Consider the following 21,199-nt stretch of genomic DNA (forward strand, 5'->3'; position numbering starts at 1 on the left):
CTTTCATTCATTTATTTTCTTGATACGAATCATAAATATAGTAGCCGTCCCCGCCACCGTTTTTAGCGATATACATCGCCGCATCCGAGTGATGGATGAGCGTATCGAGGGAGGACAAACTAGCATCAGAATATGCGACACCAATACTAGCCGAAAGATGGAGCATCAATCCGCCTTCGACCGTGATTTCCTGGGAAATAGCGATTGATAATTCGTCGAAAACGGCTTCTTCAAGCGATTCTGGACCTGCATCGATGACAATCAAAAACTCATCTCCGGCAAACCGATACGCTTTCCCTGCATGTATGTGACTGAACGATCCGATGCGTTTCGCCACTTCGACGAGCACTTCATCGCCGACGAGATGGCCGTGCGTATCATTGATTCGCTTGAAATCATCCAAATCGATGAACAGGAGCGCCACCGGCCGTTTTCGATTCATCGTCTGTCTCAAGTCCGTCATGAGCGAGTGACGGTTCGACAGTTTCGTTAATCCGTCTTTTGTGATGAGTTCGATCACTTCCTGATGTTTACGCTCTCGGCGAATCTCGTTCTCCATCCAACGGGTCACGAGTAAGATCGTGTCCGTCATCTCATGAATTGCCACCGCATCGGCCACATCGTTTAAACTGCCCTGCTCCGCCAGGAAGACGACCCATCCGAACGTCTTGCCTTCGTTTGATAACGGCAAGCTGATCATCGATGCGAATTCGACCCCTTCAAGGACGAGCTCCGAACGTTTCAATTTTTGATGCCCGACCGTCGTCAGCGCATGAACGTGCTGCAAGCGCTCGTCCGTCCAATCGATCCAGGTATCCCCATCGGCGGACAGGACGCGCTGGCGTGATTCTGTCGAGAAGATGACGGCATGCGAATAACCGATCCACTCCCTGAGCACTTCTTGAATCCGCTTCAACTTGTCAGCAAACGGGGCTTGGATGGCCGTCACCTCGTACAGCGACTCGAGTGTCTGTTGACGCCGCTCCTGGGCACGTGCCTGTTCGGTCAATTTGATTTCGGCCATCACCCAACGCGCAAAATCTTCAAGTGTCTGCAGCGCCTCATGCTCGAACGAGCGGGGCACTCCGTCGGTGACGCAGAGCGTTCCGATGACGTGTCCGCTTCTCGTCATAAGCGGCACACCCGCATAAAAGCCGATCCCTTCGAGCAACGGATTCTCACTCAACGCCTCCGCGGTTTTGACGTCTTCAATCACGAGTGGTCCCCGGCCGGTCACGACGCGGTCACATAGCGTCCATTTCCGATCGATGTGGGGACTTTCGAGATCGGTGCCTTGGCACGATTTGATCCACTGCCGGTCCGTTGTCAGGATTGAGATGAGCGCGACCGGCATCCCGAGCGTCTTCGCGACGAGTCGGCTGATGCGATCGTACCGCTCTTCCCTCGGGGTATCTAAAATTTCGAGCCGAAGGATTGTTTTCAATCGTTCGGCCTCTGTCTCATCGAACCGTACCGCTAACTTGGACCGGTCCGAGCCGTCTAATCGCAGCGCCTCGTATTGACAGACGATTGTCTCAAGTGCCGGCTCGAGGTTAGAGAGCGAGAGCGGCCGGCTGAAGAAATAGCCTTGCACGTCGTCGCATCCGAGCCGCTGGATTGCACGGTACTGTGCTTCCGTCTCGACACCTTCCGCCGTGACTGCTAAGTTCAGTTTTTTAGCGAGTGCGACAATCAGTTTGACGATCTCATATTCTTTTAATCCGTTGTCTTTATCGAGCTGACTGATGAATGACCGGTCGATCTTGATGCCGTCGATGTCGAACATCTTCAAATAGTTGAGTGACGAATAGCTGACGCCGAAGTCATCAATTAAGATGCGGAATCCCGCCGCCTTCAAGTAATCAACTGTCTGAATCCCGATGAGCGGTTCCTGCATGAGCGTATGTTCCGTGATCTCAAGCTCGAACTGATCAGCTGAGAGACCATACGTTTTAAGAAGCGGGATCAGGTTGCTTTGGACGTAGTCTTGACGGAACAAGACCGGGGACAAGTTGAGCGCGACACGGCGGCCGTTGAACAGCTCGGGTCGATCGCTCAAGTCGCGGCAGACACGTTCGAACACGAACTCAGTGATGTCCTCGATCAACAGTGACTGTTCCGCAATTTTGATGAATGTTTCAGGCGAAATGTTTCCGAGCACCGTGTTCTTCCAGCGGACGAGCGCCTCGAAATGGACGGCGTCATTCCGACAGTCTACTTTCGGCTGATAGACGACGCCGAGTTCGCCTGCCTTCAATCCTTTATGAAGCTCCATCTCGATCGTCATCTCGTCGATGTAATGCTGCATATAATCATCTTTCTCATACACTTTGATCATCTGTTTACCGGCTTGCCTTGCTTCTAGCAATGCCGTCGACGCGTTCATGATCACTTGGTCGGCGTCTTCACTGCCAGAACTGATACCGAGACAGCCGGACAGGGTGAACTCGGTCTCGGCAACATGGTACGTGTAATCCGCGATCGTCGCCAGTAAACGTTCCCCATGCATGTATGCTGTCTCGATCGAGGTATGCGGCAGTACAGCGATGAAATCTTCCCCGTCGACGCGGCCGATAATCGAGCCCTTCGGCAGCAAGTCAGATAAGTGACGGGTCATCTCTTTGATTAAATGTTGCGATCGCTCCACCCCTTGGAGCGACAGGATGATCTTAAAACGGTTGATATGGAAGCGCATGACGCTCGTCGCTTCCTCACGCTCTCGTGTGGCGAACAGTTTTTCAAGCTCGAGCTTCACTTTCATCAAGTTCGGCATGCCCGTCAAATAATCGATGTTCTCGATGCTGCTGAGTAGCTTCATCTCCGCATCTTCCGACAAATCGGTCGTCAAACCGAGAACGTAGCGCACTTCTCCAGTGGCGTCCTCGAGCGGCATGAGCATGGATGAGGCGAAGCGTGCAGTGTTAGCTTCTATGTTCATCCTTGACATGAAATAGACCGGCTCACGAGACGAAACGACCACATCATAGTGCAAAATCAACTCGTTCGCGACGTCCGGCGCATACATCTCGTGCAAATAGCGACCGCTCACATCGTCCGGAAGCGACGACGCGCGCTTCCCTTGCTCACTGACACGGACGTAACGATACCCTTTCGGCGTCACTTCCATCAAAAAGACCATTCGATACAAGCGAACGAATACATCAAACAAATAATGTGGATCGGCCTTCATCTGTTGCATACTTTACCTCCATACAATCTCCATTTCTTTTAGTTTAGAACTTTTACGCTGACTTGTTCATAAAACCGTTCAAAAAAAGGGAAAGTATTTTTGGAAATAGCTAAAAAAATCGGGTATAGGTAAATGAGTTTAGATGAAAAGTGAGGTGAACCGTCATGCTCAGTCGGAACGTCTATCCACAGACGCGACCAGGGAAATGGTCCGTTGCCCTGTTGCTCGCCGTCTTTCTGCTCTTAGTCGTCTCTGCTCTCATCGTCCAGTCGGGTCAACCGTTCAACTTCGACACCTTGTTCGATAACACATGGGGTGTCGTCTTCTCGATGTCAGCCATCGCCGCTGCCCTCGGTGCGTTCGTCGTCGGTCTATACACCATCCTCCGCAACCACGAACGCTCGGTCGCCGTCTTCTTTACTGTCTCTCTCGGCGGACTCGTCGCCTTGTTCGTGCTTATGCAACTGTTCCGCTAATCTAAAACGCTCCTTCCCGATATGAGAAGGAGCGTTTCGTTAGAGGAGTTCTTTCGCGAGCAGACGGTAGACGTTCAATCGCTGTGCTTGTGTATGTTGGATACTGCAAATCATCGCCTCGTCAAAGCCATACTGCACGGACTCGTCCTGCAATTGCGCCGTGATCTGTTTTGGCGTCCCGACGAGATGGATGGCCCGGTTGTTGGCGATGTGGATCTTGTCGACTTCGGTGAGCGGGTAATCGTTGGCCGCTTCCGGGCTGAGCAGTTGACGCAGCTGCCCTCTCATCAGGAATAGGCGTGACAAGTCGGACGGACGCGCCAAATATTCCGCCTCTTCCTCCGTTTCGGCCGTCGTCACGAGATACGTGACATTGATTTCAGGCTTCTCCATGAACGCTGACGGTGTGAAGTGATGCCGGTACGTGTCGAGCGTGTCTTTGCTCAGTTCCCCGTTAAAAAATTGGGCGAACGAGTAGCCGACGCCCATGCGGCCGGCTTGGACGGCGCTGTTGCCGCTTGACCCGAGCAGCCAAGCCTCAGGGAGCGTCACCCCGGTCGGTGCGGCCGGCGTCGTTTTGTACCACCGTTCTTCCGGCGTCTCATCGTTGATCAGTTGGAGTGTCGTCTGCAATTTCTCATATAGTCCGTCCATCATCGGCTTCTGTCCTTGCGACATCGCGTAGATGGCGTTGGCGTCGCCACCCGGGGCCCGGCCGACCCCAAAGTCGATTCGACCTGGTGCGAGTGCGCTCAGCGTCTTGAACACTTCGGCCATCTTGAGCGGCGAATAGTGCATCATCATGATGCCGCCCGACCCGAGACGAATCCGTTCTGTCTTCGCAGCGATATAGGCCGCGATGACTTCCGGGGCCGAACTTGCGAACGACATACCACCGTGGTGTTCAGCCATCCACATCCGGTAATAGCCTAGCTCTTCTGCCACTTGGGCGAGTTCGACCGCGCTCTGTAAGGCATGTTCTGACGTATGTCCGGACGTCACCGGTGCTTGATCGAGTACACTTAATCTCATTTGTATCGCTCCGTTTCTAAAGTATATATGATGAATATCTCGAATTTGTAACACTCGCCGTCATCATACTAAAGTGAGCCGAAGAATACGAATAGTTCGCTTTTAAAAACGCTCTCTTCTTTTCGAAAAAGAATAGCACGTTGTTGCTTGCTACTTATCTCCTTCTCTATAATGAACGAGAAGAAGCTATTCCTTCATAGCGATTCACGTTACGCACGATGGGGACGTGCTAGTGAAGCGCAAACTACACTTTCGGGGAAAAGAGGTAAATTGAATGAATCATACACCAAATCAGTCCGGTCATGACGGGCCCACATTCACGTCAGCAGATTACATGAAATTCATCATTCCATCGCTCATCGGGATTTTATTCTTCATCGTCCCAATTCCAGATGGGGACGGTTTCACCATCCCGGTCGCTTTTTTGTCGAACTGGTTGATCGACTTGATTGGCGGGATTGTTCCGACCCTAGCCGTCATCATGATGGGGATCTCGGTGCTCGGTTCACTTTGGACGTACGCGGCCAAACCGGCGTTCATCTTAGAGCGGCAACACTTTAATGTCCTGTTCAACGTCACCCCGTTCTGGTTTGTGATGCGCGTCATCGGGTTCATCGCAGGTGTCATGACGCTACTCGTCATTGGTCCCGAGGCGATCACATCCGAGTTCACGGGTGGATTGTTGTTATATGACTTAATCCCGATTTTGTTCGCGACGTTCCTGTTCGCCGGGATCTTATTGCCGCTCTTATTGAACTTCGGGCTGCTCGAGTTCGTCGGGACGATGCTCATCAAAGTGATGCGCCCACTGTTCCGCCTTCCGGGCCGGGCCTCGCTGGACGCGCTCGCGTCTTGGGTTGGAGACGCCACAATTGGAATTTTATTGACGACAAGACAGTATGAAGAGGGTTACTATACGAAACGGGAAGCCTCCATCATCGCGACGACGTTCTCCGTCGTCTCGATCACATTCACGATTGTCATCTTGTCGTATATGGATCTCGCCGAGTACTTCCCGCAATATTACGGCACGATCATCCTGTCTGGTATCGTCGCCGCGCTGATCATGCCGCGCATCTATCCGCTGTCACGGAAGCCCGACACGGCGTACGAAAAGACCGAGTTAAAACCAGAAGAGCCGGTGCCCGCGAACGTTTCGATGCGGACGTGGGCACTCCGTCAAGCGTTGCTCAAATCAAAATCGAGTAAAGGCGCCGTCGCCACGTTCAAGGACGGGTTCCAAAACGTGCTCGACATGTGGCTCGGCATTCTCCCGGTCGTCATGGCCGTCGGAACGATCGCACTCGTCATCGCTGAACACACCTCGTTGTTCACGATTCTCGGGAAACCGTTCGAACCGATTCTCATGTTGCTGCAAGTACCGGAAGCCGAAGCCGCGGCCCAAACGATGGTCGTCGGGTTTGCCGATATGTTCTTGCCGGCCGTGCTCGGCAGCGGCATCGAGAGTGAGCTGACACGGTTCGTCATCGCCTGCGTCTCGGTCACGCAGCTCATCTTCATGTCGGAAGTCGGTGGACTGTTGCTCGGGTCGAAACTACCGATCTCCTTCTTCGATCTCGTCCTCATCTTTTTGCTCCGGACGTTCATCACGCTCCCAATCGTCGTCGGAATCGCCCACTTGGTCTTTTGACGACAGAACGCCTCTTCTCCTATTTCCCTGAGAAGAGGCGTTGTTTGTATAATAGAGAAAAAGGAGGGATGCGTCGTGGAACATCATTACGCCGGACAACTTGAGACCGCGAAAAAGGGTTATGCCGGTATCGTCGACCCGCAGGCTTACGTGAATGACCGCTATCACGGTCAGTGGACACTGTCAGAAGAACAGCGAATCGATGGTGTGCCTGCCTTGCTGCAACGCGCATTCGACGGTGGGAGAAACAATTGTACGCTCACCTCGATGACGGCCATCTTCCGTTATTATCATGACCACGGCTATCCCGACATCCCGGATGACGTGTTTCAACTCCAACGAGACGCACGCGAGATCGCCCTCGCCCATCAGTTCAAAGACGAAAAAGGGACGCCGCCGACACGAATCAGTACAATCATCACAAAACTTTGGTCCCGTTATGGTTATGACGGGCATGCGAGCTCCCGCTATTTATGGAAATGGTCGACGTTCGAACGGGAACTGGCCGCCGGTCGACCGTTCATTTTGAACATGGCGAACGGATTTTATAAAAATCATTCCGTTACGGGAATCGGCTATATGATCTTTAAAAAGCCCGGCTTCCCGGACGTCGTCTTGCTCGAGGTGCTCGACAATCGCTCACAGAATATCCGTTATATCGACTTCAACGAGTTCAACTTTTGGGGCAGCATCACCCGCGTCCTTCCTCCTAGCGGACAGTAATTGTGATCCCCCCTCTAAATGCGGTATAGTGAAGTATCATTTCATAAGGACGTGTAACCATGCGTATTAACAAATTTATTAGTGAATCCGGCAAGGCGTCCCGCCGCCAAGCCGATCGTCTCGTCGAAGAAGGACGAGTCACGATCAACGGGAAGAAAGCGAAAATCGGGGACCAAGTGAATCCGGGTGACGAAGTGCTCGTCAACGGTTCGGCCGCCCGTGTCGCCCGCAACAACGTCTACATCGCCGTCCATAAACCGGTCGGCGTCACGAGTACGACGGAGAAGAAAGTCAAAGGCAACCTCGTCGACCTCGTCAACCACCCGCTCCGCATCTTCAACATCGGCCGGCTCGACAAAGACTCGGAAGGGCTCATCTTGATGACGAACGATGGCGACATCGTCAACGAGATCCTTCGCGCAGAGGGTGAGCACGAGAAGGAATACATCGTCTCGGTCGACAAGCCGATCACACCAGAGTTCGTCGAACAGATGGAAGCCGGTGTCAAGATCCTCGGACAGAAGACGTTACCGTGTAAAGTTCATCCGCTGTCGAAGTTCGACTTCAACATCACGCTCACGCAAGGACTCAACCGTCAAATCCGCCGCATGTGTGAAGCGCTCGGCTACGAAGTATATCGCCTCCAACGCGTGCGCGTCATGAACATCACGCTCGGTAAGCTCCCGCCTGGACAATGGCGCGACCTGTCGAAAAAAGAGCGCGAGCAGTTGTTCCGCGAATTGAACTACGAACCGAAAGAATGGTACTGAAACAAGCCCAGACGCTTTTGTCTGGGCTTGTTAGCGTTCATAGAGCGATGAGACATGGTCGGTCTCACGACGGATAAAACGTTTCAGTTGGGCGCTCAAGTCATCGAGTTGCCCCATCGTCGTCCTGAACTTGAAGGCCGCATGGAAATGGTCAAACGGGTCATGGTCCCATTTGTCGTCAATCCAGACGTCGACTTGGATCGTTCCCGTCCGATCAATCAACGTGAACGTAAGGCTGATTTTTTGATCATCCGCATCCGAGTCGAACAACCGCCAAATCAATGGCTCTTTCCCCCAGGCGTTGTTGAATTGAGCCACCAAGTCGATCAGTTCTTGCAGTATCTCATCTTGCATATATACGTTTTGATTGCTCGAACAGACGGATGAGCGGAGCTGAAGTTTTACCTGGTAGAACAACTCCGTCTCATCTATCCAAATTCGTTCCATCTCGAATTGAGTTTTCATCCCATACACCTGCTATCGCTTTATTCTGGTCGAAGTGATTCGACCAAATCCCTCTCTCGTGCTAAAAACGCCGATAATTGGTGACGCAGATCATCGAGTTGTCCCATTGTCGTCTCGAACGAAAAAGCAGCGTTCATGTCTCCGCCATCGCCTTTCATTTGCTCGACTACGGATTTGACTTGAACGGTCCCTCTCGCATTCGCCAGTTCGAACGTCATCGCGGTGTGGACGAGCGGGATATCGAGTGTCCACGTCTTGGGCGACTTTCCATTGCATGTATTAAACGCTTGTAACGCGGAAACGAGCGCCTCGATATCGGCTACTGTGACGTATTCGTTCACCGTGACCTCGCACCACTTTGCTTTTAACGTCAATACTACATCTATCTCGAGCGCATCTTCCCATATCCGTTTCAATTCCAACTGATGCATCATACCTTCACCTCTTTTTTTCTGACTATACCATGACAATTCATTGCATCCACTAATCGTTTCAGTCAAAAACGGGAATAGTCCTATACAGATGATTTTGTAACGGAAAAGAGGTGAATCGTCATGAATGGCGCCTTGTTCCCCCGCACCTCGGTCGGCAAGTGGTCGATTATTTTAATCGGGCTATTCCTTGCCATGTACGTGCCGTTCTTGTTGCTCGACAGCTTTGATACGACGTTTACGTCAACACTTTGGAGCGACAACGCCGCACACATGCTTCGACTTAGCTATATGACCACGTTCTTCGCACTCGGACTCGGAGCGTTCGTGACCGGCTGGTGGGCCATCTTGAAACAAAAAGAGTACGCCGTCCTCGTCTTCTTCGCCGCCGTCCTCGGTTCAGGATTGTTCGTCCTGCTCGTCATGGAACTCGTTGGGATTTTGGAGTAGCGAAAAAGTAGGGCCTCAAATGAGACCCTACTTTTATTTAGCCGTGACGCCCCCGTCGACCGGGAGTTCGATGCCGGTGATATGGTTCGCCTCATCTGATGCGAGGAAGAGGACGGCTGCTGCCACCTCATGCGCCGTCCCTAAGTTCGGCAAGGCGACTTGGTTCAAGAAATGTTGTTTATAATCTGGATGCTCCATGTGCGGTGCGCTCATCGGTGTGACGATATAGCCCGGATGCACCGAGTTGACGCGAATGTTTTGTTTGCCGTAATCGACGGCCGCTGCTTTCGTGAGCGAGCGGACCGCACCTTTCGATGCCGTATACGCTCCTGCTCCGGCCATTCCAGTTAGCGCTGAGATGGACGAGATGTTGACGATCGAACCGCCGTAATTCTTCTCCATGAGCGGGATCGCGTATTGCGTTCCGAGCATGACGCCATCGATGTTGATGCGATACGTCCGCGCCCAATCTTCTTCTGTCTGCTGTAAAAATGGTTTAGCCAGTGCGATGCCGGCGTTGTTGACGAGAATGTCGAGCTTGCCGCACGTTGCTTGGACTTCTGCGTAAACCTTCTCCCAATCTGTACGTGATGTCACATCGTGTTGAATCGACAGCGCCTCCCCGTCCTGCGCTCGAATCGACTCGACGACGTTCGTTACTGCTTCAAGATTGATATCGGTCGCGACGACCGTCGCCCCTTCTTTTGCGAACAATTTCGCCGTCGCTTCTCCCATACCACTGCCTGCACCTGTGATGACCGCAACTTTCCCCTTTAACCGCATTAAATTCTCTCCATTCTTAAAATATGATAGTCTAACTATCATAATAATAGACGAGGCACATTTGATTCTCAACGAAACTGCCTGAACACGTTATAATGACGAGACAACAAAGAGGTGATTAGATGAACAAACGACAACAAAATAAAGAAGAGCGCTTGAATCACATCATCGATCAAGCTGAGACACTTTTTTTGAAAGACGGGTTTGAGCGCGTCCAAATGCAAGACATCGCCGACGCTGCAAACATCGGGGTGGCGACGCTGTTCCGCTATTTCCCGAAAAAAGACCAACTGATCGTCGCGGCCGCCGTCCATAACTTGACACCGACGTTACACGTTTTCAAGGAATTGACGGCACAGCGTGGTAACGCCTATTCAAGACTAGAAGCAATACTCGATTATTTGCTTGGGCAACAGCTGCGTCAGACGAGCCACTCCCGCTTCCGTGAGGCGTTCGAAAGCTACGCCTCGTTCGTCGCTTCCCCGCTCCCAGGAATCGATGGCTATATCGAACTACAGCGCCAAATCATGGCGACGCTCGAGCCGCTCATCCAAGACGGGCGGACGGACGGGTCGTTCCGGCACGATATCGACGTGAAAGAGACGGTCATCACCGTCATCAACGCGTTCGGTACGTTCGGCAACAACATCATCTTGAAGTCGCACATCAGTTATTTAGAGAAAGATATCGACCCGACGATTCAACAGCGTGTCTTGAAAGAGATGCTTCTCTCGTATATTCGTAAATAAACAACAACCGTTTCCTGAGTCGGAAACGGTTGTTGTTTATTTTATCGGACCGGCTTTTCAGGCGGCATCCCTCCATCTCCCCCTGAGTGCTGTCCGCCATTTCCCATGCCCATACCAGTTTGAGGGGTCGTTACACCCGATTCGTTCAACCACGTAACGACGTCGTCGAGCGTAAATTCAACAATCTGTTCACCTCCTGTATATGAACCTTCATAAAGCCCAGTAGTCGATTCCCCGCTAACCTCGCCTCCGGTCGAGAGCGTATACTTCTCGCCTACCACAAAATCTGGCGAGCTCATAATGATTGATTGATAGTCCTTCGAAGGTTTCAATGTTGCAACGGACTCGCCGGCGCTATTTTCCACATGCACAATCGTACCGGCCTCAAGCATGTCCGAAAACGTCATCACGATCGTTCCAGCCTGAGATGTGTCACTAGGTGCTTGCAGCATACTTGAACCTCCAGCCGCCGCTAAGAATCCGCCGCTCCAATCAAAAGTCCCATCAAAGTCAAGTGACGTGTTCCCAGTATCAGTCGGCCCGTTCACAATGACCAAGCCATCTGACATCATGATTTCTCCATTTGAATCAATTCCGTCTCCGCCTGCGTCGATCGTTATCGTACTTCCGTTCATCGCAATCATCGCACCTTCCGTCGCGGCCATATCCCAACCAGAACTGTCGTTACCACCAGCCGAGTTGATTCCATCATCGGTCGACTTAATATCAATCGTCCCGCCGCTCAAGTTTACAACTTTCCCTTCGATACCTTCATAGCTTTTTAGTACATTGATTGTGCCACCACCGATTGTCACGGTTTCGTCAGCATGGATCCCATCGTCGCCCGTCGTCAATTGGAAAGTACCTTCTTCAATCATGACGGTCGCGTTGCTGTGAATGGCGTCATCAGAAGCATCGATGCCGAACTCGCCTCCTGTCACTGTGACGGTGCCACCAGCTTTCAATCCTTTCATACTCGTTTCGTCCTCTGTTGTCGTCGACGTCGGTTGATTCGGACGTTCTTCAAACGTCTCAATTGTGTCTGGGCTACCTCCACCAGAAACAATTTGGTACGTACCGTCGATGATGGTCAAATCGGTCACGGCTTGAATACCATCACTACCTGCCGTCAGCGCATACGTACCGGACTCGATGACGACTTGGCCAAGACCCGCATCTTTATCATTCGTCGTCTTCAGGGCATCCCCCCCTGCTTCAATCGTCATATTCGCTTGATTGATCGCAAGTAAATCACGCCCAATGATTCCATCATCGACACTTTCAATATCGAATGCTCCGGAAACGATTCGTAATTCATCTTTCCCGATCAATGCATCATTGAAGTTAGCCCGAATCGTCAAATTTCCGGTTCCGTTGATGACAAGATCATCCTTACTGAACAGAGCTGCACTCGGTTCCTCATTCTCTACATCATCATACGTATACTTCTCCGCATCGTTTAAGTAGTTTGTCGTTCCATCAACGAGTGTGATAATCGTCTTTTCAGCATTTTTAATATAAACTGGTGCTGACGTCGCACTGGTGATGTCGACCCCGTTTAAAATCAGACGGACGGTCGTATCGTCTTCTGTGTCTACTCGAATTTGTCCGTCTGACCAGGACCCTTCGATCACGTACACGCCACCTACTTTGATTTGCACGATGCCATCTTGAAAGATGGCCCCATCCCCTTTAACGTCTACGTCTCCATCGTTTAAGCTAATAGTTGTCGCATCGTCCGCTTCGTAATCGGTTACGTAATCCTCGTCCTCGTAGGTGACTAGTTTTCCATCGTTTTTGACGACTTCTGTATCAAATGTCGTTTGACTCGTATAGCTGGATTGAATGTTTTGGCTCGCCTCTTCATCCGCACATCCAAACAATAGGAGCGAACTAAGCAGCGCTAGCGTCAGTGGTTTCGTTCTTTTATCCATATCGAATTCCTCCATTTCTGTTTCCGTGAAGCATGGAATCAGTATGGAGCGCCTTCCTTAAACGAACCTTAAACCAACGCGAGACCATCATTTCCCACACAATCCCTAGAAAGATTGTAGATGCTCAGAAAATGCTGAGCATATAATGAAAAAGACTAATTTATTGAAGAAGGTGATCCGTACGATGCAATTATTAATTATCGAGGACGACTACGAACTCGCCGAGACACTTCGAGAGACAACGTCTTCTCGCTTCGAATCGACGATAGCTTACGATGGCGAAGAAGGCTTATTTTTAGCTGAGCAACATATTCATGATGTCATCCTGTTGGATTTGATGCTCCCGTTATTGAATGGCTATGAAGTGTTGAAAGCACTGCGCGACCGGAACGTGCATACGCCTGTATTGATTTTGACAGCGAAAGACGGCATCGACGATAAACTAAGGGGCTTTCATGTCGGAGCAGATGACTATTTGGTGAAACCATTCTATCGAGAAGAGTTACTCGTTCGACTCGAAGCGATTGTCCGGCGCAGTGTAGGCATGACCTCTCCTGAGACACTGACGTTCCGAGACTTACATCTTAATCTTCAGACGAAAGTTGTTCAAGTCAATGAAACCATTTTGAATTTGAACGGAAAGCAATTTGATTTGCTTGAGTACTTGTTAGGTAATCAAGGCGCCATTTTAACGAAAGAGCAAATTTTCGATCGGGTGTGGGGATTTGACTCTGAAACCTCGACGACTGTCGTCGAAGTATACGTCAGCCATTTACGTAAAAATTTGAAGCCGTTTGGTTACGACCGATTCATTAAGACGTTTCGTGGTCTCGGTTATATGTGGACAAATCCGGGTGAAGCCCATGTATAACCAAAAGTTATTTCGACGCGAGCAGTTCAAATTTATGGCGTTTAACTTGATTTCCTTCACTATTATTTTCACACTCTTCAGTATCATCATCATCAGTCAAGTCCGGTTAACGCTCTACTCGAACGCCGATCGTGAGCTACAAACATTCACGGAACGATTTGAACAGTTCGCGAATGACCCGCCGAATGAGGAGTTTGAACGTGATCCCCGTGGACCAAACCCCCGGATTATCGTCATTCATTGGAGTGAGGATGGTGAAATTTTGAACGAGTCTGAAATCGGTACAACGCTGTACGAAAACTACTTATCTCGTTATACGTTAGATACGTCGACTCTAGACGACATCACCAACCTCGTTATTGATGATACGTATTATTTCCGGTCGCTCCTCGTCGAAGATACGTCGGTCGGCTCTTATACACAACTTTTGATCAATACTGACGCCGAACAAGGCATCCTCGACAACTTCACACGACTGATTACATGGTTCGCGGTTATTTTTATTTTGTTATCGATTCTTGCAAGTTATGTATTGTCCAAACGCATGATGCAACCAATCATCCGTTCTTGGAACAAACAAGCTGAATTCGTCGAAAACGCGTCACACGAACTTCGTACACCGCTGACGATCATCCAAAATAAACTTGAACTTTTGCTGACAAAGCCAGATGCTCGGATCACCGAACAACTTGAACCGATTGCCCTTAGCCTTTCCGAGACGCGACGCCTGTCGAAATTGACAAGCGATTTGTTGACACTGGCGCGGGCCGACTCAGCTGAAACACAGTTGAACACACAACTCGTTGATCTTAGTCATCTTCTACTAGAAGTATGTGCACCGTACGAGGAAATTGCTTTGTCACAGGATAAAGTATTTCTGTTGACGGTCAATGGGAAAATCCACGTGTCGGCCGACCCGGTCCGTCTGCATCAGCTGATCGTTATCCTGCTTGATAACGCCTTAAAATACACCAAATCTGGCGATACGATTTCTGTCATGCTCACTAATCGGGATTACACGCCAACTATTTCAGTCTCGGATACCGGTATAGGGATTCAGGACGGGCATCAAGAACAAATTTTTGAGCGTTTTTATCGAGAAGATACTGCTCGCGCTCGTGATACGGGCGGAACTGGTCTTGGTCTTTCGATCGCTAAATGGATTGTTGATGCACATTCTGGCACAATTCATGTCGAGGCGAATCAACCATCCGGTTCGATCTTCACAATCACACTCTAAGAGACCATATATTGGTCTCTTTTTTTTGGTTTAAGTTTTGTTTAAGGTTTTTTTAGTCTAATCAAGACAGATACACAAGAAAGGAAGGGTTCACATGAAGTCATTCTGTCTGAATGGAAAACGAGGGCGATATGAGTTTAAGCATGAGATCACAAAGATGGACTGTCATGTTCTCCGAAAACGGTTACGCCATTTTATGCACCTCGACCCATACGCCAAAACAGATGGAACGTATTTGATTCGAAGTGTCTATTTTGATAATTTCGAGAATAAAGTTCTGCAGCAGAAAAAGGAAGGTTTCTACGAGCGTGATAAATTTCGGGTACGTCTATACGACTACAATATATCTTGCTTAAATCTCGAAAAAAAGAGCAAACGCGATAACATGACCTACAAACAAAAGTGTAAGTTGACACCGGATGAATATGAATTGCTCCGTCGTGGTGAAATCCAGTGGATGCGCCACGACACACGCACCCTTATCCAAGAACTGTACGTTCAAATGAAACTTTATCAATTGCGACCAGTGACCGTCGTTGACTACAAACGTGAGGTCTTTATTTACCCGCACGGGAATGTCCGCGTCACGTTCGATAGCGAGATTAAGACGAGTTTCTATAATAATGATCTGTTAAATCCACATATCCCTATGGTGGAGACAGAACCTGACGTGGTCGTTCTCGAGGTGAAATATGATGCATATTTGCCCGAGGTCATTAAAAAGTTACTCCAACTCGGAGATCGTCGTCGCGGTACCTATTCTAAATACCAAATGAGCCGGATGTACGGCTAAAAGGAGAATCGTTATGGAGAATATTAGTTTCACAGATGTTTTCAAATCTAGCATTTTAGAGAAGACGAGCAGCTTTTCGCTCGTGGATTCGTTGATTGCGCTCACCGCCTCATTTTTGATCGGTCTCTTCATCTATGTCGTCTATCAAAAAACGTTCAGCGGAGTCATGTATTCACATACGTTCAATATTTCGCTGATTATCATGTCAATGGCGACAACACTAATCATCATGGGAATCTCGTCAAACGTCCTCTTATCACTCGGGATGGTCGGTGCTCTCAGTATCGTGCGCTTCCGCACCCCACTTAAAGATCCGATGGACATCGTTTACGTCTTCTGGACGATTGTCGCGGGAATTCTTTGCGGGGCCGGGTTTATCCCGCTCATCTTGATCGGATCAGCAGCGATTGGAGCCGTCCTTGTTTTCTTTGGAAATCGGATCCGTGTCGAAAACCCTTATTTGCTTGTTGTGCGTTATCAGGCGGTCGCTAACGAGCCGCAACTAGAAGGAATGGTCTCTGAGCACACGAGAAAGCATTTACTCAAGTCAAAATCCGTCATGCCTGGTGATGATTACGAAGTAACGTATGAAGTTCGGGTCAAGGACAATGATTTTTCATTCATCAATAAAATTTCTGAGTTGAACGGCATCAAATCAGCCATCATGTTAAGTTACGATGGGAATTTCACTGCATAACAAAAGCCCCTTCGCGCGTGAAAGGGCTTTATTCGTGTAGTTCAAGCGGAAGACCGTCCCGATCAAAGAAGAACGTCATCTTTTCGCCCGTGAACGTATCGCAACGAATCGGTTCTGTCGTGATGCTCACGAATGACGTCGAACCCAAGAATATCGATATAGAACCGCTTCGCCTGGTCATAGTTTGAGGCGATAATCGCCACGTGATGGATGGTATGGAACTGCATCATAATCCCCCATATACAAAAAAAATGAGCACCTCTCTAAAGAGGTGCTCTCGAAAAGTCTACCGCGTCGAACCACGCTCCACAACGTGCTCCCGAAGGAATGTCCGCCGTCTTACATAGACCAGCTCATCGCATGTACTCAACAATACTCGAATGATGCTTCGTCGTCAATCTTTTGTTTTCATTCGCCTTGACATCTCTCCAAAAATTAGGATAATGAAGAGTGTTAGCACTCTTGTGTAAAGAGTGCCAAAATCGAACGATAAAGGAGAACGGTCATGACAAAGAAACAGTTTCAAGCTGAATCGAAACGAATTTTAGAGTTGATGGTCCACTCAATCTATACACATAAGGACATCTTCCTCCGTGAGCTCATCTCGAACGCGAGTGACGCCATCGACAAGATGTATTACCGCGCCCTCTCGGACGAGGCGATCGACTTCAACAAGGACGACTACTTCGTCAAAGTCGAACTCGACAAAGATGCACGCACGATCACGATCCGCGACACAGGGATCGGGATGACGGACGAGGAGCTCGAGTCAAATCTCGGAATTATCGCGAAAAGTGGTTCTCTCGCGATGAAACAGGCGACGAAGATGGAAGAAGATCATAGCCTGATCGGTCAATTCGGCGTCGGCTTCTACTCGGCGTTCATGGTCGCCGACCGCGTGACGGTACGCACTCGCTCGGTCGATAGCGATCAAGGCTATTTGTGGGAGTCAGACGGCATCGACGGCTATACAATCGAGCCGACATCTAAAGAAGAGATCGGTACTGAGATTGTCCTACACTTGAAAGCTGATACCGAAGACGATACGTATTCTTCATTCTTAGAAGAGTATGAAATCCGTTCGCTCATCAAGAAGCACTCGGACTTCATCCGCTATCCAATTAAGCTCGACGTGACGAAACACCGTCCAAAAGAAGACTCGGAAGACTACGAGGATTACGTCGAGGAAGAGACAATCAACAGCATGGTGCCGATTTGGCGCAAGCGGAAGAATGAGCTGACGGACGAGGACTACAAAGCGTTCTATCACGAAAAACGCTACGGCTTCGATGAGCCGCTCAAACATCTCCACTTGAACGTCGACGGCTCAATCCGCTATCAGTCGATTCTCTATATCCCGTCATCGGTCCCATTCGACTACTATACAAAAGAGTTCGAGAAAGGGCTCGAACTGTATTCGAACGGCGTCTTGATCATGGAGAAGTCGCCTGACTTATTGCCGGACTACTTCGGTTTCGTCAAAGGAATGGTCGACTCAGAAGACCTGTCACTCAACATTTCCCGGGAAATGTTGCAGCAGGACCGCCAGCTGCGCGTCATCGCCAAGAACGTCAAGTCGAAAATCAAAGGCATGCTCGAGAAGATGCTCCGTGACGAGCGAGAAGACTACGAGAAGTTCTTTGACGCATTCGGCCGCCAAATCAAGTTCGGCGTCTACGACCAGTTCGGCGCCGCGAAGGATGAGTTGAAGGACTTGCTCTTGTTCCACTCGTCGAACGAGAAAAAGCTCGTCTCGCTGAAAGAATACGTAGAGCGTATGAAAGAGGACCAGAAGTACATCTATTATGCGACGGGCGAATCGATCCATCGTATCGACCTTCTCCCGCAAACGGAACGTTTGAAAGAAGAAGGCTTCGAGATCCTCTACTTCACAGAAGAGATCGACGAGTTCGCTATCAAAGTGCTCCAGTCTTATGAAGACAAAGAGTTCAAGTCGGTCGCGAGCGGTGACCTCGGCCTCGACGATGAGGCGGCGAATTCGCTCAATGAAGACAATAAAGACTTGTTCGCCTTCATGAAGACCGAGCTCGGCGATCGTGTCAAAGAAGTGCGCGCGTCAACTCGTCTCAAGTCGCACCCGGTCTGCTTGACGGTCGCAGGTGACGTCTCGATTGAGATGGAGAAAATCATGAACACAATGCCGAACGGTGGCGGCATGAAAGCCGAGAAAGTACTCGAAGTGAACGCCGACCACGCCATCTTCCAGACGTTGCAACGCGTCTATACGGAAGACGAGGCGAAAGCGAAACAATATACCGATCTTCTTTACCAGCAAGCACTCCTCATCGAAGGGTTACCGCTTGAAGATCCGGTAGCGTATTCGAATGCGGTATGTGCGTTAATGGCAGAATGATTGAAAGGCAGAGGGCGACCTCTGCCTTTTTTATTTTTCCCGATAAAACCAGCGTTTCACCACTTCGTTGAGCAAGACATAGCCGACCAGCAGCCCGAGTAACGTGAATAGAATCGGGAACGGTAACGGATAGAGGCCGAGCAGCGACGCGTTCGGCAAATAAGGCACGACGATCGCGACCGCACCGACAAGGATCGACGCGAATAAGAGGATCGGGGCCGGACGACTGTGATACAGGATCCGGCGTGTCCGCATGATCATCAAGATGAGCAGCTCGGTCAAAATCGAGAAGACGAACCAACCGCTTTGAAACACGGACTCGTTCGCATTGAATAAGACGATCAACACTAAAAACACCGTGTAGTCGAATAAGGAACTGACGAGTCCGAAGACGATCATGAAGCGCCGCACTTCTTTCAAATCCCATCGTCTGGGCACACGCACATCCTCGGTGTCGACTCTATCTTGTGAAATGGCCAGGGCCGGGAAGTCGCTCAAGAAGTTGATCATGAGAATCTGTTTCGGTAACAGCGGCAAAAACGGTAAGAACAACGAGGCCCCGGCCATGCTGAACATGTTTCCGAAGTTGGCGCTCGTCGTCACCATAATGTATTTGAGTGTGTTCGCAAACGTCGTCCGGCCGAGGACGATACCGCGCAGCAAGACGCGCAGGCTCTTTCGAACGAGTACCAAATCAGCCGACTCTTTGGCGATATCGACCGCATTCTCGACCGTCAGACTGACGTCGGCCGCATGGAGCGCCGGTACGTCATTGATTCCGTCACCCATGTACCCGACGACGTGCCCGTTTTTCTTGAGCGCCAAAATAATCCGTTCTTTTTGGTTCGGGTCGACCTCGGCAAAGAGTGTCGTCGTCTCGATTTTTTGCCACAATGCCTCGTCCGACATTCGAACCAAGTCTTTCCCGGTCAGGACACCGGTGACTTGCAGACCGACGGCTTCAGCGGTGTGAAGTGCGATCGAAGCGTTATCGCCTGTGATGATCCGGAGGTCGACACCGTGTGAGACAAGTTGACGGATCGTTTCGGCGACATCAGCTTTCGGATGGTCGAATATGAGCAAGAAACCGATGAACGTCATACCGGTCTCATCGTCGACACTGTACTCGTCACGAATCGTCACTCGTTTTTCCGCAACCCCGAGCACCCGGATGCCCTGGGCGCTCCAGTTTTCAAATTGAACTTCTAGCTCCATTCGCGCGAACGAGTCGAGCGGGTGGCTCGTCGCGTGCTTCCATACATGGTCACACGTATCGAGCACACTATGGAAGGCACCTTTCGCCAGCATGCGAACGTCCTGCCCGTCTTGCACGATAACGCTCAAGCGCTCTCGCATGAAGTCGAACGGGACTTCCCCGAGACGCGTCACTGCCGCCACGTCGATCTGGCGGTGGCGGCGAATCATATCGTCTAAGTCGTTCTTCATTCCCGTCTGGAGCGTGGCGTTCAAATAGGTGGCTCGGAACACCTCGTCCGAGGAGACCCCACTCGAATCGACTGCATCGTCGATTCGAATTTGTCCTTCCGTCAGCGTCCCCGTCTTGTCCGTACATAGTACGTCCATGCCCCCAAAGTTCTCGATGGCGGTCAATTTGCGAACGATGACCCCTTCTTGCGCCATTGCTCGTGACCCTTGGGATAGTGTGATACTGATGATGGCACTGAGAAGTTGCGGTGTGATACCGACCGCAAGCGCCACAGCAAACAAGAGCGAGTCGATGACATCCCGCTCGAACCAAACGTTGATAGCGAAGACGACAAGTGTCAGCACGAGCATGATGCGCGTCAACAGATAACCGAAATGACGGATTCCTCGTTCGAACTCCGTCTCCGGAGGGCGGAGCGTCAACCGCTTCGCGATTTCACCGTATTCGGTCGTCCGTCCCGTGTGAACGACGAGCATCGCCGCGTTCCCGCTTTGGACACTTGTTCCCATATAGACGCAGTTGAAGCGTTGTTCTAACGACTGGTCAGGCGCCGTCACGCCGACTTGTTTTTTGACCGCACCCGACTCCCCGGTCAGCATCGACTGATTGACGAAACAATGCTCGCTCGTCAGAAGAATCCCATCAGCCGGCACCAAGCTCCCTGCCGACAGTTCGACGACGTCGCCTGGGTACTAATTCAATGGCAGGCACGTCAATCAAGTTGCCATCACGCCAAACTAAGACGTGGACTTTCACTTTGTCACGCAATTCTTCAACCGCTTTGCTCGCATGAAATTCTTGAAAATAACTGAGGACGGCACTCGCCAAGATGATTGTTAGAATGATGCCCGCATCGATATAGTCACCCGTTAGTGCCGAGATGAGCGTCGCTCCGAGCAGAATGAGAATGATCGGACTTTTAAATTGTCCAAGCAATAGCGCAAGCCGGGTAAAACGGCGTTCTTTGGCGAGCGCATTTAATCCAAATTCGACTTGACGACGCTTGGCCTCAGTAGAACTGAGACCGTGAGTTGATGAGTCGAGTGCTTGGATTAAGTCAATAGAAGGACGGGACCAATATTCATCTGTCTGGACATCTCTCATGACCGTTGCCTTCTTTCAT

The 21,199-nt window shown here is 50.3% G+C and carries 20 protein-coding genes; 11 read left to right on the plus strand and 9 right to left on the minus strand.

What is annotated here, in order from left to right:
• Positions 1 to 7 precede the first annotated feature (7 nt).
• Complete coding sequence (locus EVJ24_RS10615; RefSeq protein WP_131441287.1) at positions 8 to 3,199, minus strand: EAL domain-containing protein; 3,192 nt, start codon at positions 3,197 to 3,199, stop codon at positions 8 to 10.
• Positions 3,200 to 3,354: 155 nt separating this feature from the next.
• Between EVJ24_RS10615 and EVJ24_RS10620 the strand changes: the two genes are divergently transcribed.
• On the plus strand, positions 3,355 to 3,666 hold the full coding sequence (locus EVJ24_RS10620; protein WP_131441288.1) for a hypothetical protein: 312 nt from the start codon (positions 3,355 to 3,357) through the stop codon (positions 3,664 to 3,666).
• A gap of 39 nt (positions 3,667 to 3,705) precedes the next feature.
• Here EVJ24_RS10620 and EVJ24_RS10625 read toward each other — a convergent pair whose 3' ends face one another.
• Positions 3,706 to 4,698 (minus strand): MsnO8 family LLM class oxidoreductase, encoded by a 993-nt coding sequence (locus tag EVJ24_RS10625; protein WP_131441289.1) that lies wholly within the window; start codon positions 4,696 to 4,698, stop codon positions 3,706 to 3,708.
• 274 nt (positions 4,699 to 4,972) lie between these two features.
• Here EVJ24_RS10625 and EVJ24_RS10630 point away from each other — a divergent pair, with 274 nt between their 5' ends.
• The 3 genes from EVJ24_RS10630 (at position 4,973) to rluF (ending at position 7,842) form a co-directional block, all read left to right on the plus strand.
• Entirely contained in the window at positions 4,973 to 6,349 is a 1,377-nt protein-coding gene (locus tag EVJ24_RS10630; protein WP_131441290.1) for a YjiH family protein, read from the plus strand.
• Positions 6,350 to 6,424: 75 nt separating this feature from the next.
• Complete coding sequence (locus tag EVJ24_RS10635) at positions 6,425 to 7,072, plus strand: C39 family peptidase (RefSeq protein ID WP_131441291.1); 648 nt, start codon at positions 6,425 to 6,427, stop codon at positions 7,070 to 7,072.
• A 59-nt stretch (positions 7,073 to 7,131) separates the two neighbouring features.
• Entirely contained in the window at positions 7,132 to 7,842 is a 711-nt protein-coding gene (rluF, locus tag EVJ24_RS10640; protein WP_131441292.1) for a 23S rRNA pseudouridine(2604) synthase RluF, read from the plus strand.
• 30 nt (positions 7,843 to 7,872) lie between these two features.
• Here the strand turns inward: rluF and EVJ24_RS10645 are convergent, their stop codons facing one another.
• Together EVJ24_RS10645 and EVJ24_RS10650 are read right to left on the minus strand one after the other, a co-directional pair.
• Positions 7,873 to 8,307: a hypothetical protein gene (locus EVJ24_RS10645; protein ID WP_131441293.1), complete on the minus strand. Its 435-nt coding sequence runs from the start codon at positions 8,305 to 8,307 to the stop codon at positions 7,873 to 7,875.
• A 20-nt stretch (positions 8,308 to 8,327) separates the two neighbouring features.
• Positions 8,328 to 8,741 carry a hypothetical protein gene (locus tag EVJ24_RS10650; RefSeq protein WP_131441294.1) on the minus strand — a complete coding sequence of 138 codons (414 nt, stop codon included), beginning with the start codon at positions 8,739 to 8,741 and terminating at the stop codon, positions 8,328 to 8,330.
• 120 nt (positions 8,742 to 8,861) lie between these two features.
• Here EVJ24_RS10650 and EVJ24_RS10655 point away from each other — a divergent pair, with 120 nt between their 5' ends.
• Positions 8,862 to 9,188: a hypothetical protein gene (locus tag EVJ24_RS10655; RefSeq protein WP_131441295.1), complete on the plus strand. Its 327-nt coding sequence runs from the start codon at positions 8,862 to 8,864 to the stop codon at positions 9,186 to 9,188.
• 33 nt (positions 9,189 to 9,221) lie between these two features.
• Here EVJ24_RS10655 and EVJ24_RS10660 read toward each other — a convergent pair whose 3' ends face one another.
• On the minus strand, positions 9,222 to 9,971 hold the full coding sequence (locus EVJ24_RS10660) for an SDR family NAD(P)-dependent oxidoreductase (RefSeq protein ID WP_131441296.1): 750 nt from the start codon (positions 9,969 to 9,971) through the stop codon (positions 9,222 to 9,224).
• Between the two features lie 122 nt (positions 9,972 to 10,093).
• On the opposite strand from EVJ24_RS10660, the gene EVJ24_RS10665 reads away from it, so the two are divergent.
• On the plus strand, positions 10,094 to 10,720 hold the full coding sequence (locus EVJ24_RS10665) for a TetR/AcrR family transcriptional regulator (protein WP_131441297.1): 627 nt from the start codon (positions 10,094 to 10,096) through the stop codon (positions 10,718 to 10,720).
• 41 nt (positions 10,721 to 10,761) lie between these two features.
• Here the strand turns inward: EVJ24_RS10665 and EVJ24_RS10670 are convergent, their stop codons facing one another.
• Positions 10,762 to 12,654, minus strand: a complete 1,893-nt coding sequence (locus tag EVJ24_RS10670; protein ID WP_161568750.1) for a carbohydrate-binding domain-containing protein — start codon at positions 12,652 to 12,654, stop codon at positions 10,762 to 10,764.
• A 184-nt stretch (positions 12,655 to 12,838) separates the two neighbouring features.
• Here EVJ24_RS10670 and EVJ24_RS10675 point away from each other — a divergent pair, with 184 nt between their 5' ends.
• The 4 genes from EVJ24_RS10675 to EVJ24_RS10690 all read left to right on the plus strand — a co-directional run bounded on the left by EVJ24_RS10675 (position 12,839) and on the right by EVJ24_RS10690 (position 16,255).
• Complete coding sequence (locus EVJ24_RS10675; protein ID WP_131441299.1) at positions 12,839 to 13,525, plus strand: response regulator transcription factor; 687 nt, start codon at positions 12,839 to 12,841, stop codon at positions 13,523 to 13,525.
• 46 nt (positions 13,526 to 13,571) lie between these two features.
• Positions 13,572 to 14,765, plus strand: coding sequence for a sensor histidine kinase (locus tag EVJ24_RS10680; protein WP_236637638.1), 1,194 nt, complete (start codon positions 13,572 to 13,574; stop codon positions 14,763 to 14,765).
• A 94-nt stretch (positions 14,766 to 14,859) separates the two neighbouring features.
• On the plus strand, positions 14,860 to 15,558 hold the full coding sequence (locus EVJ24_RS10685; RefSeq protein WP_131441301.1) for a polyphosphate polymerase domain-containing protein: 699 nt from the start codon (positions 14,860 to 14,862) through the stop codon (positions 15,556 to 15,558).
• A gap of 13 nt (positions 15,559 to 15,571) precedes the next feature.
• Positions 15,572 to 16,255 (plus strand): DUF4956 domain-containing protein, encoded by a 684-nt coding sequence (locus tag EVJ24_RS10690; protein WP_131441302.1) that lies wholly within the window; start codon positions 15,572 to 15,574, stop codon positions 16,253 to 16,255.
• A 62-nt stretch (positions 16,256 to 16,317) separates the two neighbouring features.
• Here the strand turns inward: EVJ24_RS10690 and EVJ24_RS10695 are convergent, their stop codons facing one another.
• Complete coding sequence (locus EVJ24_RS10695) at positions 16,318 to 16,485, minus strand: VOC family protein (RefSeq protein WP_442899262.1); 168 nt, start codon at positions 16,483 to 16,485, stop codon at positions 16,318 to 16,320.
• Between the two features lie 275 nt (positions 16,486 to 16,760).
• Between EVJ24_RS10695 and htpG the strand changes: the two genes are divergently transcribed.
• Positions 16,761 to 18,629 carry a molecular chaperone HtpG gene (htpG, locus tag EVJ24_RS10700; protein ID WP_131441303.1) on the plus strand — a complete coding sequence of 623 codons (1,869 nt, stop codon included), beginning with the start codon at positions 16,761 to 16,763 and terminating at the stop codon, positions 18,627 to 18,629.
• Positions 18,630 to 18,659: 30 nt separating this feature from the next.
• On the opposite strand, the gene mgtA is transcribed toward htpG, so the two are convergent.
• Both mgtA and EVJ24_RS15455 read right to left on the minus strand, forming a co-directional pair.
• Positions 18,660 to 20,729: a magnesium-translocating P-type ATPase gene (gene mgtA, locus EVJ24_RS10705; RefSeq protein WP_201740371.1), complete on the minus strand. Its 2,070-nt coding sequence runs from the start codon at positions 20,727 to 20,729 to the stop codon at positions 18,660 to 18,662.
• Positions 20,719 to 21,180, minus strand: coding sequence for a cation-transporting P-type ATPase (locus EVJ24_RS15455; RefSeq protein ID WP_201739020.1), 462 nt, complete (start codon positions 21,178 to 21,180; stop codon positions 20,719 to 20,721). The genes mgtA and EVJ24_RS15455 overlap by 11 nt, the downstream gene beginning before the upstream one ends.
• Between the last annotated feature and the right edge of the window lie 19 nt (positions 21,181 to 21,199).

It is taken from the genome of Exiguobacterium sp. SH1S21 (genome assembly GCF_004337175.1).
Lineage (GTDB): Bacteria > Bacillota > Bacilli > Exiguobacteriales > Exiguobacteriaceae > Exiguobacterium > Exiguobacterium aurantiacum_A.